Genomic DNA, 15,312 nt, shown 5'->3' with positions numbered 1-15,312 from the left:
ATCAAATATGTCAAACCGCTTTCAAACTGCCTGTAGCTTTAATGTTACAGGTATTAAAAATACTGTGTTTCTTTACCAGACGGGATGCCAGGCGCCGAAATTGGCGTTCAATAAATATCGTCATAAAATAGCTGATCAATACCGTTATGACAAACGCTACCGCTGTCGCAACCTGTGTTCCGTAAGCAAACCGGTTTACTATTATGGAGAACATCGTCATTAATACCGGGAAGTGCATTAAGTAAAAACTATAAGATATGACGCCCAAAAACACAAACACCTTGCGTTCAAACAGGCTGCTTAATCTTTTACTGGCCAACACGGTAATAATGATCATGCAACTGCCTATCGCCGGCAGGTAGTTTGAGAAAAGCACGTAGGACGGTTTTAAATGAAAGTCAAGAAATTCTAAACCGGCATTATACAGCAATAAGCTAACCAGCATGACCACAACCAATACGGGCATTGGCCATGCTTTTATGTTATCTTTTAATTGTTGTTGATATTTTGCCAAAATAACCCCGAGGAAAAACACACTTACTTGTAAACCGGTATGCCGGTAAGCCAGGTAAGAGATCAGGAAAAACAGGCCAACGTTCACCAAAGCTCCGCAACGCGAAACTATCAGTATAAAAAAAGGCAGTATTATGGACATCTTAACTTCAACCACTAACGACCAGACAGGCGGATCTATCAGCCGCTTGTTAAAACCTGGATCTATCAGCAGGAGCGCGCGTATCGTATCTTTCAGGTTTACCTGATCCCAATGCCAAGCCCAATATTGTTTAAACCACAATAGTGAATTGGCCATGGTATGCTCATTATACACCAGTTCTTTTAAAACTACTGATAAGATCATAGCTATTAAAAATGCAGGATAGATCCTGAAAAAACGTTTGGTATAAAACGCGGTAAGGCTTAATGGTTTTTCGTTATTGATAAAAGGCAAACTCAGTACAAATCCGCTTAAAACAAAAAAGAACATGACCGCGGCATACCCATTAAACAGGATGCTTAGAGGGGTGGTTTGCACCTTAGTTAATAATGAAGTATTTACAACAGAACCTATAGAATGCCCGATAAAAACGGTTAACGCGGCAAGCCCTCTCAAACTATCCAATTGTTTATACCTGTGGTTATCCGGCAGTGGGTTGTACATATATGGCTGTATTTAATTATTATTACGCCCGCAATTACAAATAGTTGCTTACGCGATCATATTCCATAAAATTGAAGCCGAATATGAAGGTCAGCATTAAAACTGCTAACTTTGGCGCCATGTATTCTTTAATTAAGCCTATACTGTTCAGGTTCGACCCCGAAAACATTCATTATTTTGTTACCAGGAATTTAAAACGGTTTAACCGTTTTCCGGGTGGCGCAGCGTTGAGCCGCGCCGTATGGGATTTAAAGGATCAACGCCTGCAAAAAGAGGTTTTTGGACTTAAATTCATCAACCCGGTTGGCCTGGCTGCAGGCTTTGATAAGAACGGAGAAGTAATAAGCGAACTGGCCAATATGGGCTTTGGTTTTATCGAAGTAGGCACTGTTACTCCCCTGCCACAGCCCGGCAACCCCAAGCCGCGTATGTTTCGCAGTCCTGCGGATAAGGCGCTGATCAACCGCATGGGTTTTAACAATTTAGGGGTTGATGTTGTTGCCGAGCGGATAGCGGCTTATCGTAAAAAAGCTTCGCCTGCGCAGAAAGGGTTACTGATAGGCGGTAACATTGGCAAAAACAAAAACACGCCTAACGAAGACGCGACAAGCGATTACATTAAATGCTTTGACCGCCTGTTTGATGTGGTTGATTATTTTGTGGTAAATGTAAGCTCGCCAAACACACCGGGCCTACGTGCATTACAGGAAAAAGAGCCGCTGATGGAACTTTTAAATACGCTACAGCAACGCAACCGTAAGAACGATATCAGCAAACCTATTTTATTAAAAATAGCACCTGATCTCACTAATGAGCAACTGGATGACATTGTTGAGATTGTACAGCAAACCAAAATAGCGGGGGTTATTGCCACCAATACTACAATTGATAAATCGTCTCTGTCAAATCCCAAACTAAAAGAAGAAGCCGGCGGCTTAAGCGGCGTGCCTTTGACCAAAAGATCAACGGAAGTAATACGTTACCTGGCTGATAAATCAAACCGATCATTCCCCATTATTGGTGTGGGCGGGATTCATTCGGAAGAGGATGCAATTGAGAAACTGGAAGCAGGTGCCTCATTGATCCAGTTGTACACCGGGTTTATTTATGAAGGACCAGGATTGATAAAGAAGATCAATAAGAAGATATTATCCTTAATGTAGAGACGCAATACTTTGCGTCTTATAGACAAACAATCCTGAGACGCAAAGTATTGCGTCTCTACGGAAAAGCTCAACAAAAAAATCCCACCGGTAAAACCGGCAGGATCTTAAATATTAAAATTTCTTTAAAATTAGTTGTTGGCAGCTGCTGCTTTAGCCAAAACAATATTGTTTAAAGTTACCTGGCTTTTAGGTGACTCTGCAGAACGGCTTCCCGGTTCAATGTTAGTTGCATTCTTTAAAAACTGAACTTCTAATCTTGAAAAAGTTTTGTTCCTTCTATCTTTTCTTTTTAAACGTGTTACGCCCATGATGCTTTACTTTTAATATTTTATGTTAACCCAATGAGGTCGGAAGCGGATTCGAACCGCTGTAGGAGGTTTTGCAGACCTCTGCCTAGCCACTCGGCCATCCGACCTTTTTCTAAAGGATTGCAAAAATAGTAATTATTTATTGCCTGCCAACATTTATTTAAGCTTATTTCTGTTTATTTCTGAACAAAATATCGCGGTGGCAATTGCTACGTTTAAAGATTCGGCGTTACCGGCACCAGGTATGGTTATAGCTTTGGTTACTAATTGCTTAACTTTTTCTGTCAAACCCTTGCCTTCATTACCCATAACCACCAAACCTTCACTGCCAAAATCGGTACTGTATATATTTTCCCCGTCAAGTAAAGCACCGTACACAGGCAGCTTTGTTTCGGATAAAACATTTTCCAAATCAACATAATGCACATTTATCCGCGAAAGCGAACCCATTGTGGCCTGTACTACCTTTGGGTTATATACCTCTACACAATCTTCAGAACAAATGATATTTTCTATGCCGAACCAGTCGGCCGTACGGATAATGGTGCCCATATTGCCCGGATCTTGAATTCCGTCCAACACAATGGAGAATTTTTTGTTAAGGGTAGTATAATTTAAAACCGGCCATTGTGGTATTTTAACTACCGCTATAATATCGGCCGGGGTTTTTAAAGCGCTTATTTTTTCAAGTATAGCAGATGAAATTTCCTGAAAATTCATTTTCTGCGATAATTTAAGCATTTTTGGGGCAATAGCGGCCGTATGGTACACAGCTTCAATTTGGTAGGCCGAATTAATAAATTCAGTTACCGATTTGTAGCCTTCAACTAAAAACAAGCCATGTTCCCTGCGAAATTTTTTATGTTGTAAAGACTGTAGTAAACTGATATTAGATTTTGAAAGCATATATAAGTACAAATAGATACCGTATTGCAATATTAAGTATTCTTCTGCTCTTTATAGGCTCGGGCTGCAGTTTAACACGTAACCTTAAAGGTAACCAATCGTTAGTGCGCAAAGTTACCATTAAAGGGATGGATAAAGAGTTTACAGAGCTTGCGTTAAATTATGTAGATAAGCAGCAACAACCCAATAACGCTTTTAACCTGCAGCTTTATTACCTGTTCAATAAAAACGGCAAAAAAAACATTGGCGACCCGCCCGCGATATTAGACAGCAATTTGGTTGAATTTTCGCGTATACAGATAGAAAAATTTATACAAAGCAAGGGCTATTTAAAAGCAAAAGTTACCGACAGTATAGCTATTAAAAAGAAAAGGGCGCAGCTGGTTTTCACCACCGTTGAGGGGCCTTTGTTCAAGATCCGGAAAATTTCTGACAGCATAGCAGACCCCAAAGTGCGCGGCCTGTACCGTGCCAACCGTCCTAAGTTTTCGCACCTGCAGCCCGGCGGACGATTTGATACCGATAGCCTAGCGTATGATCGCGACGCGTTTTTCCAGGTGATGAAACGTAACGGCTACTTTGATTTTTTCAGACAGTATATTAATTATATATCCGACTCAACCTATAACAGCAGCGTGGTTGACCTGACCATGATCATTGATAACCCCGCCGATAAACCCGAGCACCCGGTTTATACCATTAACAACACGCTTATTACTATAACCAGCAGTAACGGGCGCGATACGGCAAAGGCCGATACCATACAGGTTGGCTCTCAATTTAAATTTGTTGATCATTCAAAACGATTTAAACCGCACCCGGTAGTAGATTATATCTATCAAAAGAAAGGCGAACTTTACAATGCTGATTTTCAAACTATCACTACTTCGCGTTTATCAGAGCTCAACGTTTTCAGGAACGTGCCCAACCCAACTTATACAAAAACTCCCGATAGTACCAACAGGTTGAATACAGTATTACAATTAGTGCCGCTTAAACAAATGTCTGACCGGGTTGAAGGTGAGTTTTTATTCAGTGGGGGTAATTATGGGTATAACATTGGTAATACGTTTACCAATCGTAATATGTTTAAAAAAGCGGTTACGTTACAGTTGAAGTTAAATTGGAGTATATTGTTTGACAACGATCATAATTCAGTAAATAAAAGCGGCATTGAGAATCAAGATTTCAAAGCGGGTGCAAGCCTGATATACCCGTGGATAGTTACACCATTCAATTTTGCAAAACCGGGTAAATACGGTGTACCACATACTACGTTTTCAACCAATTATTCGTTGTTCTATCAAAAAGGCCTGGTTCAACGCACCAGTTTTATTAATTCAGTAACTTATGATTTCCTGGAGACGGCCAACAAGATACATAGTGTTACTCCCATTGATATTGAGTTTTCAAAAGGTGTTATTGATCCCGCGGCTTATCAGCAACTGTTAGCGCAACAGCGGTACTCATACATTAAATTAATTGGCCGTACCATCCTTACAACAGGTAGCCAGTATACCTACCAGGTTAACGGCAATTTTTTAAACAGCTATTCAAACTTTACTTATTTCAGGGGGTCTTTAGATGTCGGCGGTAATGTGTTATCAGGCATAACAAAAGCATTAAACACAGCAAAGGATAGCCTGGGTAAGCACACCATTTTTGGATACGCGTTTGCGCAATATGCCAAAGCCGAAGTTGATTTTAGGGTTTACCATAGTTTTGGCGGCGAACGCCAATTTATATTCAGGGTTAACCCCGGTATAGGCCTGCCGTATGGCAACAGCGACCAGCTAATTTTTGAAAAAAACTTTTATGCCGGCGGCGCCAACGATATGCGGGCATGGCTGCCCCGTACTTTAGGGCCGGGACAGTTTAACCGCGGGACAGCTTATGGCCCTTCGGGTTCTTTGATCCCTACTACCGGTGATACCTTACGCGCCCGCTTAAAGTACATTGACCAGTTTGGCGAGATCAAATTTATCACCAATGCCGAATATCGGTATAAGCTGGCCAACGATTTCTTTGGTGCCAAGCTAAAAGGAGCTGTGTTTATTGACGCAGGTAACGTGTGGCGCCTGCATAAAGAAAGCGACAACCCTAACGGCGAGTTCAGGCTTAATAATTTCCTGCAGTCTACAGCCATTGGTATAGGCACCGGTTTGCGGTTTGATGTGAGTTTCTTCGTATTCAGGCTGGATGCCGCATTTAAATTTAAAGACCCGCAGTTTAATGGCGCAGACCAATGGGTACTACTCAGACATGCTAACGAACTATTCCACCCTGGCGCATTTAAACAAGCCTATTTTAATGCTAACCGAACCGGTATTGATACGCAAGGAAACCCGGCCGGCGATACCTATAACTTCATGCAGCTAAACTTCGGTATCGGGATGCCGTTTTGACGCAGAGATTAGTGATTAGTTAATTAGAGATCAGGTCTGTCGCGGGCTAAATAAAAAAGGCGATAAGTTTCAGTACCTATCGCCTTTTTAGTAACTTGTATAGCCTCAAATTAGACTAATGACTAATGACTAATGACTAATGACTAATGACTAATGACTAATGACTAATGACTAATGACTAATGACTAATGACTAATGACTAATGACTAATGACTAATGACTAATGACTAATGACTAAAACATCCCCTTCAACCCATCAAATATACTCTCGAAAAAGGTAGGCATAGTTAAACCGTTGTGGTGGTTAAAGTACAGGAAAACACAGAAGATCACTACCGCGATGATGATAAACCGCTTAAACATATAACCTAACAGCACTAAAGCCAGCGGAATTATTACCAACAGCATCCAGCTTACGTGCATGGGGTGCAGTTTGCCGTCCTGTTTGTAAATGTAATAGAGCATGGAATGTGTGCCGGCATCATTAACATGCTTCACATAAAAAAATGCCGATTTATCTAATTTATGGCGATAAAAAGCCGTGCCCTTTTCAAAGCGCATTTGTTCCTGGAAACCGTTAATTGTAAATGCAAATACACCGTCAACATTCTCCTGGATATTTCCTGCCGTATCAACTGCTACAAGTGCTATTTCGCTATCGGCAAACGGGTTTTCTTTTATTACAAAATGTTTAATAGTAATGGTATCGGCAAACGCAAAATTGCCTGCAACCAGCATCAGGAAAACAACAAATAATATCTTTTTCATTTTTTAATATTAGGTTTGAAAATTACAAACAACCCGCAATAAATTTAGTTAATAAAATTCGATGATGCAGGTACTAACATCAATTGAATTAAAGTATAAGGTATAATGCTATATAATAAACTACTATTTAAATTTTTCACCCTATTTTTTCTTACCGCTATTGCGCCTAAATACACAACAAATGATGCCGACAGGATCTGCGGCAAATGGATCTCATCAAAAAAAGACATTATAGTTCAGGTATATAAAGAAGGAAACGGATTTAGAGGGAAAACCATTTGGTTTAAAAACGTCGATAATAGCAAAACCATGGATGAGTGGACTGATAAGCATAACCCTGATCCGGCTTTAAGAAACCGCAAATTATTAGGCATGGATATACTAAGCACCATGACTTATGTACCCAAATCAGACAGTTGGGAAAATGGCAAGATCTATGACGCGCAAAGCGGAAAGGAATGGAGCGCGTCTGTACAGATTGACAAAGACGGCGTATTAAAGGTTACCGGTTACTGGCATTTTAAATTTATAGGCAAAACCATGAGTTTTATGCGGGTTAAGGATTAGGAGTTAGTTGATTAGAGATTGGTTGATTAGAGATTAGGCCTGTCGTAGGCTAAATGAAAAAGGGCGATAAGTTTCAATACCTATCGCCCTTTTTAGTAACTTGTATAGCCAAAATTAGACTAATGACTAATGACTAATGACTAATGACTAATGACTAATGACTAATGACTAATGACTAATGACTAATGACTAATGACTAATGACTAATGACTAATCTCTTAATTAGCTTTACCGAACTCGCCGTCAGCTTTTATTTGTACTTCGTCGCTTAGTATAGGTGCGCTGTATTTTGCGCCGAAACCAAAGTCAGAACGTTTGATAACACCGGTTAATTTAAAACCTGCATCAAGCTTGTTGCTCATTGGGTTAGTTATAGTACCACGGTACCACAGGTCCATTTCAACCGGTTTGGTAACACCATGTAAAGTAAGGTTACCTTTTAATTTATAATGATTTGCAGTAGTTTTTGTAATACCGGTACTGGTAAAGTTCATTGTAGGATATTTGTCAACTTCAAAAAAGTTAGCGCTTCTTAAATCTTCATCGCGTTTATCAACCTCGGTATTAACAGACGCGGTTTGTGCAACAAGGGTAAATTTAGCATCGCTAAAATCAGGTTTGCTGCTTTCAATAGTAACATCAAAGTCTTTAAATAAGCCATCTACATCTGATACCGCAAGGTGGGTAACAGTGAATGTAAGTTTAGCGTGCATTTTATCTACTTTCCAGGTAGATTGTGCAGATACAGCAGTTACTGATAATATGGCAGCTGCTAAAAGGAAAACGATCTTTTTCATTTTTGTGATTTGTTTTTTTATGTTTCAACAAAAGTAAAAATAACATTAACAAATAAATGTTTAAACATTTATTTTGACTTTTGCATGTCTATTGTGCTTTTTTAGCATTAAGATTTGGCAAATTATTATTTCCCTTCAGGTATTTTTCAAGGTATTGAAAATTAACATTTTCTATCAACACATAACTTGCCAGATCATAAGCCGCGCCATGTGCCCCTTTGGGATAGATCCTAACATCGGCATCTTTGCCTGCTGTAGTTAACGCGGTAAGCAACTGCATGGTATTTGCCGGGTGCACATTATCGTCACTCATAGAATGGATAATCAGTAAATGATCCTGCAGGTTACCGGCAGCCGTTAACGTTGAACTTTTATCATAGCCTGCGGCATTTTCTTTAGCAAGGCCCATATAACGCTCGGTATAAATATCGTCATACAAACGCCAGTCGGTAACTGCCGAATTGGCCAAACCCGCCTTAAACACTCCGGGGTGGTTAAGCAATGTATAAACAGTAGCGTAACCACCATAGCTGGTACCCATTATGGCAATGTTGCCTTTATCAACGTAAGGTAAAGTATTCATGTATTGCGCGGTTTCAGCAAAATCGGCGCTCTCATATTTACCTAATTGCTTATACCCTATCTTTAAAAACGCGCTGCCATAGTTTGATATGCCCCGGTTGTTCAGGTCCACAACGATATATCCATTTTGTGCGAGCCATTGCTGCCAGCCATTCGCCGAAAATTTATTGTAGACCGAATGCGATTCAGGCCCGCCATAAACAGTAAACACAACAGGATATTTTTTTGAAGGATCAAAATTGAACGGCTTGATCATATAAGCATCAAGGTTTACCCCATCACTTGTTTTAACCTTAAACAATTCGGGTGCCGAGTACGAATGCGTTTTCAAAAACTCGGTAACGGCCTGGTTATCTTCTAATGTTTTTAATGATTTACCCGTATTGTCAAATAGATCAACATGGGTTGGTGTACTTAGGTTACTGTAAGTATCTATGTAATACTGTGTATTTGGTGACATATCGATACGATGAAATCCATCAACAGTGCTTAGTTTCTTTTTACCACTGCCATCAAAGTTGATAGTGTAAAATTCCTGCGCCAGGCCAGACGACTCGGCCGACAGGTAGTAGATACTTTTTGTCTGCGGATTGATGCCGTTTACTTTTATCATATCCCAATCGCCTTTGGTAACCTGGTTGATCAGCTTACCATCATAGCTGTAGCGGTAAATGTGGTAATAACCCGAGCGGTCTGACACCCAGAAAAATTCTTTTGATTTTTCTGGAAAGTAAACCATATCATCCACCTCGGTGTAAAAATCAAATACGGCTACCCAGCTGGTATTCTTTTCTTCGAGTACTACATGGTGTTCGCCTGTTTTTACATTAAAGAAATACAGCTTCATATGGTTTTGCTCGCGGTTTAGCGTCATCATCGCCAAAACATCCGGGTTACTTGTCCAGTAAATACGCGGGATATAAAAATCGCCTGTCTCATCAGGCTGCAGCCAGATCTTTTTACCGGTAGTAACATCGGCTACGCCGATGCGTACTTTTGGGTTCTCATCACCCACCTGCGGGATAGAGATATGTACAATATCATTATGATCTCCCTCGAAATTGGTCATTTCAAAATCGGGTACTTTGCTCTCGTCAAACTGCCAATAGGCTATGTATTTATTATCAGGCGACCAGTTCCAGGCCTGCGGCTTGCCAAATTCTTCTTCGTAAACCCAATCGTAATGTCCGTTAAAAATGGCATTATCACCGGTGGCATCGTCAGTTAACTGTTTTTCCTGCCCGGTTGCAAAGTCATAAACATACATATTGCCTTTACGCTCAATTCCTACCTTTTTACCGTCCGGCGATAGCTCGGCGGTGCGCGCATCTTTAGCGGCAAGCTTTAGTTGTTTGCTTTGCAGGTTATAAACATAATAATCTGATATGCCTGATTTACGGTAGATAGGCCTGAAATCTGACTGAAAGACAAGGTTCTTTGAATCATGCGACCATTGGAACGATTCATAATCAAAAGGCTTTGTAGTGCCCGGGAAACTAAGACCCTGTTTTGAGAATATCAGTTCGTCCTTTAAGGTTGAAGGTTCCATTGAACGGATCTCCTCGCCGGCTATGTATGAATATTTCTGGCCGTCGTTTATCCAGTTAACACTTTGGGGCCCTTGTTTGCCATTTAACCGCTGCCCGGCAAACAACGCGTCTGTAAGGGTTGCATATTCGGTTTTTTTTTGCGCATTGACGGCGTAAGGGGCTGCGCCTATCAAGCAGAGCGCGATGCACAGGTATTGTGCGGATAGTTTTTTCATCATGAAATCAGTTTGGATAAAGCTAAAGCATTTACCGCGTTTGGACAAAATTATACGGCATTAGTTACAGTTAAGCCGTATATTTACGTTAAATCTACACTAATGACATCAAAAACGCCAAAGGACTCGCTAACCATAATGAACGAACTGGTATTACCCAATGATACCAATACATTAAATAACCTGATGGGCGGGCGCCTGCTGCATTGGATGGACATAGCTGCTGCCATATCGGCTCAAAAACATTGCAACCGTATCGTGGTAACGGCATCGGTTGATAACGTTTCATTTAAACATTCCATTAAACTGGGTGATGTGGTAACTATTGAAGCAAGGGTATCAAGGGCATTCAGCACCTCTGTAGAAGTACGATTGGATATTTGGGCACAAAATATACCATCGGGCACATTGATCAGAAGTAATGAGGCTTATTATACGTTTGTAGCTTTGGATAATGATGGCCATAAAGTAACCGTGCCCGAGCTGATCCCCGAAACTGCAGAAGAAACCGAACTTTATAACGGCGCCCTTCGTCGCCGTCAATTACGCCTGATATTAAGCGGAAAAATGAAAGCCGACGATGCCACCGAACTAAAAGCCTTGTTTTTTAGCGAGCAGAAATAGATTTTCTCATGATTGGTATTTTTTAAAAAAAATATTAATTTTATAAAAACCAATCTAAACCAATCATGAAGAACACCTTATTCCTATTAATTGCCTTGGCTTTGTTAAGCTCATGCACTGCTAAAAAACCACTGACAAAAACAACAAATGTGGTATTGATCCCGCCACCGGTTCATGAAACTAATGATGGTTCATCATTTGAAAAAGCCCTTATAATAACAGCCACAAGCGAGAGCACCGGCATAAGCGCCGAATATGCCTGGTTATATAAAAAATATCCCGGCAATAAAAGAGCAGGCCAATCACTTGCCTACCACGATAAAAAACCTTATGATATTATAAAGGTTACAACTACCGATGGTAAATCAATAGATACTTACTTTGATATCTCTAATTTCTTCGGTAAGTTTTAGCAAGCATACATGATCTAACGACTTATCAAACCTTCCTGGTTTATCGACCATGTGATATGATCATTTTCGTCGGTTATAAACGCCATAAACTGGTGCGATGTAGCTTCTAACGCTAATTTATTTTGCCGGTTGCTAACCGACAGATCCGGCGTTAAATTGAGAGAACGTAGGTCGGTATTGTATGTATGATGTTCGTCATACCATTTTTTTTCTTTGTAATACACAAGCCATAAATATTGTTTTTGCAGCTCGGCATAGGGAATTTTAAACCCTGCGGTATCTGTCGTTTTTCTGAATTGCAGGTACCCCCAGCGCTCGGGGTAATGCATATTGATAACCCCTTGCGGCGACCATACCCAGTTATGCTCGGGTAGGTTGTTTCCTTTATCGTCTTTTAGCTTAACGTAATTGCCGTTAACTACTTTTGTATCCCATTCTACCCGGGAAAAGTTAATGCGCCATAAAGTCCCGTCGACAGGTGTTTGGATATCATTACCCAAACTTATTGACCGGTATGGTATAGCGATCTCGATAGTCCAGCCCTTATCCACATCTTTTGGGTTATTTAAAGTACCCTGTATTTTAACTGCAGATCGTAAGCCCTGTGGGTTCCAGCCGAACAAAGGATTTCCGTTATTGCGGTAAGGCTTGTTCAAAAGCAGGTCGAACACGGTATTGCGCGCGTTAAATTCAAGCTCGAAATATTGATGGGTTGAATTGGTGGGGCTAACAAACACCTCGAAGTCATTATCCAGGAAAACTATCTGATCGTGCTTTTTAATATAGGCCCAAACCTGCAGATCATGGATCTTTGCAGCTATGTAGATACAGGTATCGCCCCAAAGCATTTTAACATTAGTTTGCAGCTTTGGCTCTGGCTTAAGATCACCCTCGATGTCAAGAAAATTATCTGTCCATTGTGCCTGCTGCCATACGGCATCATTGATATCGCCGTCAATAACCGGCGGTACTTTTACATAATTTATAATGTAATTTTTGGGTACGGTAAACAGGTTCTCAAACCCATTAAAAGGCGATTGCGCTTTCAAGCTTAGCGGCAATAAAAACAATAACAGTAAATATAACCGGCTAAGCGTTTTCATACATTAACTACCCAACTCTACAATGCGATCAAACTCCTCGCGTTTTAATCCCATTACAGACAGGCGGCCCTGCCTAACCAGGCCTACATCTTTTAAAAACTCATCGGCTTTTATTTGCTCAAGGGTAACAGGGTTCTTTAGGGTTTCAACCGGCGAAAGGTCGACCACCAGCCAGTTAGGGTCGGTGGTAGTTGGATCCTGGTAGGCCTCTTTAACAACTTTGGCAATACCTACAACTTCTTTACCTTCATTACTGTGGTAAAACAATACCAGGTCGCCATCTTTCATTTCACGTAAGTTATTACGCGCCTGGTAATTGCGTACGCCGTCCCAAAAGGTGCGGCCATCCTGGTTAAATTTTTCCCAACTGTATTTATGCGGCTCAGACTTGACCAACCAATAATTCATAATTGCTGTTTAGTTATGCGGTAAAGCTATTAAAAAGGGGATAAAATAAAAAGCGGCCGATTAGCTTAATGCAATATCTTAAACATTAACTCTTTCATCAACCCGCCATGATCGGTATTTGACTCCACACCTTTACTTTTCACATCATACTCGCGCAGGTAACTGATGATCTGCATGGTTTTACCGTAGGGATAGCTACGGGCCGCCAGCTCGTAATCTTTAACAAAGAACGGATTAATACCCAACTCGCGGGCCAGGTTTTGTTGCGACTTATCTTTTGAGTAATGATAAAGAAGCACTTTAGTAAAAAAATTATTCAGATTGCCCAATACCAGCACTATCGGATTTGCTTTAGGGTTGGCCTCAAAATAGTTGATGATCTGATTCACTTTTAAAACATCCTTTTTACCCAACGCGGTTTGCAGCTCAAACACATTATATTCTTTGCTGATGCCAATATTATCATGAATATGTTTAAGCGTGATTTCTTGCCCTGCCGCTACGTTAAGCATTAGCTTATCCAGTTCGTTTACAATTTTTGAAAGATCATTACCCAGATATTCCGCCAGCATTAATGACGTCTGCTGGTTGATCTTATAACCTTTGTCGGTCAGGTATGTTTCTATCCATGCAGGTATCTTACTATCATATAATGCGGCCGATTCAAATACCAAGCCGTTCTTTTCTATCGCTTTGTAGGTCTTTTTTCGCTTATCAAACTTTCCGTATTTATAACAGAAAACCAGTATAGTGCTGGGCAGCGGGTTTTCAAGGTAACTCAACAGTGGGTTAATACCTTTTTTATCGTCGCCATCACTACCCCACTTCATTTCCTGGGCCTCTTTTACCAATACCACCTGGTAGTCAGCCATCATGGGGTAACGTTTGGCCGCGTTTAGTACCGTCATTACATCTGTGTCCTTGCCGTACAGTACAGTTTGATTAAAACCTTTCTCGGCGTCGGACAGTAGTTTATGCTCAACATGACCGCCAACCAAGTCAATAAAATAAGGCTCTTCGCCGTGTAAAAGGTAAACTGGTTTGTATTTACGGTTTTTTAGATCTTTTATAATATCGGCAGCGCTCATTTCAATTCAAAAGTAAAAATTCAAAAGGCAAAAATGCTTATTTCCTTATTTAAATAACTTCAAGAGGAGATTGGTTTTAAAGATGGTTCAAGCTATTTGCACAATTCTTGAATTTTCACATTCAGGTTCAGTAGCAATAAAATTGCTGATCTTGCTTTTCATATCTTCAAACGACGTACTATAAAAATATAAAGCGGTTTCAGTATTACCTTGCGAGTATCTGATAATATCATCATTTATTCCAATTAGTTTCCTTATATTCAGAGCTAAGGCTTCGGTATCTGAATTTTTGTAAACTTCATCCGATAAATTAATCCCATCCAAATAAATAGCTAACCCTTCTAATTTGCCAAATGGTATTTTTTCTCCCGTTTTCTCTATTATTAGTTTTGATCCTTTTGGGGCACCGAGATTTTCTATTTTTCTTATTATATCTGAAATGATTAAACCGGTGGGTTCCTTATTCAATTTTATCTCCACATCGCAGTATGCTATTTCGTTATTTACTGTAAGTTGTGTACCACCTCCGGTTACTTCACCATAAAAATTTAGCTTTAAAAAGCTATCGAGCGGATCTTCATAAATCTCACCCCGATCTATAGGCATAACTTTATCGTTCAATTGTGCTATCAGATAAATATCTTGCAAAAGCTCGGACTTTGTAAATAACGCGTCCCATATTTTTTTAATCATTACAATAATGTTTTTAATGAAGATAATTAAATTACTAATTTATGCGCGAGACTTGTACTTTAAATTAATCGAATTTTTACTTTTGACTTTTTAATTAACACATGCTTCAACCCTTAAACTTACCTCCCTATCCTTTTAAAATTACAGATGAGAACGGGCAGCTAAGTTTGTTTGACGAGATAAGAAAACGCACTATCATTATTACCCCCGAAGAATGGGTACGCCAGCATTTTGTACAATACCTGATCAGGCAAAAAAATTATCCTAAAAGCCTTATAAAACTGGAGGGCGGCCATAAGCTGCACGGTAAACAAAAACGATCAGACATCATTGCATTCAATTCTGCCGGCGAAAAGATCTTGCTGGTTGAGTGTAAAGCGTCATCCGTCACTATCGATCAAAAAGTTTTTGACCAGGTAGCAAGGTACAACATTGTACATAAAATTGGTTTGTTAGCCGTTACCAACGGATTGCAGCACTTTTATTGCCGCATAAATTTCGAGCAACAAAACTACCGGTTTATTGAAGAATTACCGGCTTATTTGGAAAGTTAGTCGCTA

16 protein-coding genes and 1 tRNA gene are annotated in these 15,312 nt (G+C 40.1%); 6 read left to right on the top strand and 11 right to left on the bottom strand.

Features of this window, described 5'->3' with window-relative positions; translation table 11 throughout:
* Positions 1-10 precede the first annotated feature (10 nt).
* On the bottom strand, positions 11-1,159 hold the full coding sequence (locus FO440_RS19195; RefSeq protein ID WP_144249920.1) for an acyltransferase family protein: 1,149 nt from the start codon (positions 1,157-1,159) through the stop codon (positions 11-13).
* A 119-nt stretch (positions 1,160-1,278) separates the two neighbouring features.
* Here FO440_RS19195 and FO440_RS19190 point away from each other — a divergent pair, with 119 nt between their 5' ends.
* Positions 1,279-2,322, top strand: coding sequence for a quinone-dependent dihydroorotate dehydrogenase (locus FO440_RS19190; RefSeq protein WP_144250209.1), 1,044 nt, complete (start codon positions 1,279-1,281; stop codon positions 2,320-2,322).
* A gap of 131 nt (positions 2,323-2,453) precedes the next feature.
* On the opposite strand, the gene FO440_RS19185 is transcribed toward FO440_RS19190, so the two are convergent.
* The 3 genes from FO440_RS19185 to FO440_RS19175 form a co-directional block, all read right to left on the bottom strand.
* Positions 2,454-2,633 carry a spore protein gene (locus FO440_RS19185; protein ID WP_144249919.1) on the bottom strand — a complete coding sequence of 60 codons (180 nt, stop codon included), beginning with the start codon at positions 2,631-2,633 and terminating at the stop codon, positions 2,454-2,456.
* A 36-nt stretch (positions 2,634-2,669) separates the two neighbouring features.
* A tRNA-Cys gene (locus FO440_RS19180) sits at positions 2,670-2,740 on the bottom strand.
* A 49-nt stretch (positions 2,741-2,789) separates the two neighbouring features.
* A complete protein-coding gene (locus FO440_RS19175) occupies positions 2,790-3,539 on the bottom strand; it encodes a TrmH family RNA methyltransferase (protein ID WP_144249918.1) in 750 nt (249 codons plus the stop codon).
* Between FO440_RS19175 and tamL the strand changes: the two genes are divergently transcribed.
* Positions 3,530-5,944 (top strand): translocation and assembly module lipoprotein TamL, encoded by a 2,415-nt coding sequence (gene tamL / locus FO440_RS19170; RefSeq protein ID WP_144249917.1) that lies wholly within the window; start codon positions 3,530-3,532, stop codon positions 5,942-5,944. The two genes, FO440_RS19175 and tamL, sit on opposite strands and share 10 nt — an antisense overlap.
* A gap of 234 nt (positions 5,945-6,178) precedes the next feature.
* Here tamL and FO440_RS19165 read toward each other — a convergent pair whose 3' ends face one another.
* On the bottom strand, positions 6,179-6,712 hold the full coding sequence (locus tag FO440_RS19165; RefSeq protein ID WP_144249916.1) for a hypothetical protein: 534 nt from the start codon (positions 6,710-6,712) through the stop codon (positions 6,179-6,181).
* A gap of 105 nt (positions 6,713-6,817) precedes the next feature.
* Between FO440_RS19165 and FO440_RS19160 the strand changes: the two genes are divergently transcribed.
* Positions 6,818-7,279 carry a DUF2147 domain-containing protein gene (locus FO440_RS19160; protein ID WP_144249915.1) on the top strand — a complete coding sequence of 154 codons (462 nt, stop codon included), beginning with the start codon at positions 6,818-6,820 and terminating at the stop codon, positions 7,277-7,279.
* Positions 7,280-7,497: 218 nt separating this feature from the next.
* Here FO440_RS19160 and FO440_RS19155 read toward each other — a convergent pair whose 3' ends face one another.
* Together FO440_RS19155 and FO440_RS19150 are read right to left on the bottom strand one after the other, a co-directional pair.
* Entirely contained in the window at positions 7,498-8,076 is a 579-nt protein-coding gene (locus FO440_RS19155; protein ID WP_144249914.1) for a YceI family protein, read from the bottom strand.
* An 88-nt stretch (positions 8,077-8,164) separates the two neighbouring features.
* Complete coding sequence (locus FO440_RS19150) at positions 8,165-10,426, bottom strand: S9 family peptidase (protein WP_222104018.1); 2,262 nt, start codon at positions 10,424-10,426, stop codon at positions 8,165-8,167.
* A gap of 99 nt (positions 10,427-10,525) precedes the next feature.
* Between FO440_RS19150 and FO440_RS19145 the strand changes: the two genes are divergently transcribed.
* On the top strand, positions 10,526-11,047 hold the full coding sequence (locus FO440_RS19145) for an acyl-CoA thioesterase (RefSeq protein WP_144249913.1): 522 nt from the start codon (positions 10,526-10,528) through the stop codon (positions 11,045-11,047).
* 65 nt (positions 11,048-11,112) lie between these two features.
* Entirely contained in the window at positions 11,113-11,460 is a 348-nt protein-coding gene (locus FO440_RS19140) for a hypothetical protein (RefSeq protein ID WP_144249912.1), read from the top strand.
* 14 nt (positions 11,461-11,474) lie between these two features.
* Here the strand turns inward: FO440_RS19140 and FO440_RS19135 are convergent, their stop codons facing one another.
* The 4 genes from FO440_RS19135 to FO440_RS19120 form a co-directional block, all read right to left on the bottom strand.
* Positions 11,475-12,563: a carbohydrate-binding family 9-like protein gene (locus FO440_RS19135; protein ID WP_144249911.1), complete on the bottom strand. Its 1,089-nt coding sequence runs from the start codon at positions 12,561-12,563 to the stop codon at positions 11,475-11,477.
* A gap of 3 nt (positions 12,564-12,566) precedes the next feature.
* Entirely contained in the window at positions 12,567-12,971 is a 405-nt protein-coding gene (locus tag FO440_RS19130) for an EVE domain-containing protein (protein WP_144249910.1), read from the bottom strand.
* 65 nt (positions 12,972-13,036) lie between these two features.
* Positions 13,037-14,059, bottom strand: a complete 1,023-nt coding sequence (gene holA / locus FO440_RS19125) for a DNA polymerase III subunit delta (protein WP_144249909.1) — start codon at positions 14,057-14,059, stop codon at positions 13,037-13,039.
* An 87-nt stretch (positions 14,060-14,146) separates the two neighbouring features.
* Complete coding sequence (locus tag FO440_RS19120) at positions 14,147-14,752, bottom strand: hypothetical protein (RefSeq protein ID WP_144249908.1); 606 nt, start codon at positions 14,750-14,752, stop codon at positions 14,147-14,149.
* Positions 14,753-14,853: 101 nt separating this feature from the next.
* Between FO440_RS19120 and FO440_RS19115 the strand changes: the two genes are divergently transcribed.
* Positions 14,854-15,306, top strand: coding sequence for a type I restriction enzyme HsdR N-terminal domain-containing protein (locus FO440_RS19115; RefSeq protein ID WP_144249907.1), 453 nt, complete (start codon positions 14,854-14,856; stop codon positions 15,304-15,306).
* The last annotated feature ends 6 nt before the right edge of the window (positions 15,307-15,312 follow it).

This window comes from Mucilaginibacter corticis (assembly GCF_007558865.1).
GTDB lineage: Bacteria > Bacteroidota > Bacteroidia > Sphingobacteriales > Sphingobacteriaceae > Mucilaginibacter > Mucilaginibacter corticis.
The sequence above is the reverse complement of the archived record's forward strand: the minus strand, read 5'-3'. Positions and strand labels throughout refer to the sequence as shown.

What these genes read in the sequence shown, in the direction of transcription:
- FO440_RS19130 (WP_144249910.1), bottom strand. Translation starts at nt 12,971, where the DNA reads ATGAATTATTGGTTGGTCAAGTCTGAGCCGCATAAATACAGTTGGGAA.
- FO440_RS19195 (WP_144249920.1), bottom strand. Translation starts at nt 1,159, where the DNA reads ATGTACAACCCACTGCCGGATAACCACAGGTATAAACAATTGGATAGT.
- holA (WP_144249909.1), bottom strand. Translation starts at nt 14,059, where the DNA reads ATGAGCGCTGCCGATATTATAAAAGATCTAAAAAACCGTAAATACAAA.
- FO440_RS19165 (WP_144249916.1), bottom strand. Translation starts at nt 6,712, where the DNA reads ATGAAAAAGATATTATTTGTTGTTTTCCTGATGCTGGTTGCAGGCAAT.
- FO440_RS19145 (WP_144249913.1), top strand. Translation starts at nt 10,526, where the DNA reads ATGACATCAAAAACGCCAAAGGACTCGCTAACCATAATGAACGAACTG.
- FO440_RS19140 (WP_144249912.1), top strand. Translation starts at nt 11,113, where the DNA reads ATGAAGAACACCTTATTCCTATTAATTGCCTTGGCTTTGTTAAGCTCA.
- FO440_RS19190 (WP_144250209.1), top strand. Translation starts at nt 1,279, where the DNA reads ATGTATTCTTTAATTAAGCCTATACTGTTCAGGTTCGACCCCGAAAAC.
- FO440_RS19150 (WP_222104018.1), bottom strand. Translation starts at nt 10,426, where the DNA reads ATGATGAAAAAACTATCCGCACAATACCTGTGCATCGCGCTCTGCTTG.
- FO440_RS19135 (WP_144249911.1), bottom strand. Translation starts at nt 12,563, where the DNA reads ATGAAAACGCTTAGCCGGTTATATTTACTGTTATTGTTTTTATTGCCG.
- FO440_RS19185 (WP_144249919.1), bottom strand. Translation starts at nt 2,633, where the DNA reads ATGGGCGTAACACGTTTAAAAAGAAAAGATAGAAGGAACAAAACTTTT.
- FO440_RS19160 (WP_144249915.1), top strand. Translation starts at nt 6,818, where the DNA reads ATGCTATATAATAAACTACTATTTAAATTTTTCACCCTATTTTTTCTT.
- FO440_RS19120 (WP_144249908.1), bottom strand. Translation starts at nt 14,752, where the DNA reads ATGATTAAAAAAATATGGGACGCGTTATTTACAAAGTCCGAGCTTTTG.
- FO440_RS19175 (WP_144249918.1), bottom strand. Translation starts at nt 3,539, where the DNA reads ATGCTTTCAAAATCTAATATCAGTTTACTACAGTCTTTACAACATAAA.
- FO440_RS19155 (WP_144249914.1), bottom strand. Translation starts at nt 8,076, where the DNA reads ATGAAAAAGATCGTTTTCCTTTTAGCAGCTGCCATATTATCAGTAACT.
- FO440_RS19115 (WP_144249907.1), top strand. Translation starts at nt 14,854, where the DNA reads ATGCTTCAACCCTTAAACTTACCTCCCTATCCTTTTAAAATTACAGAT.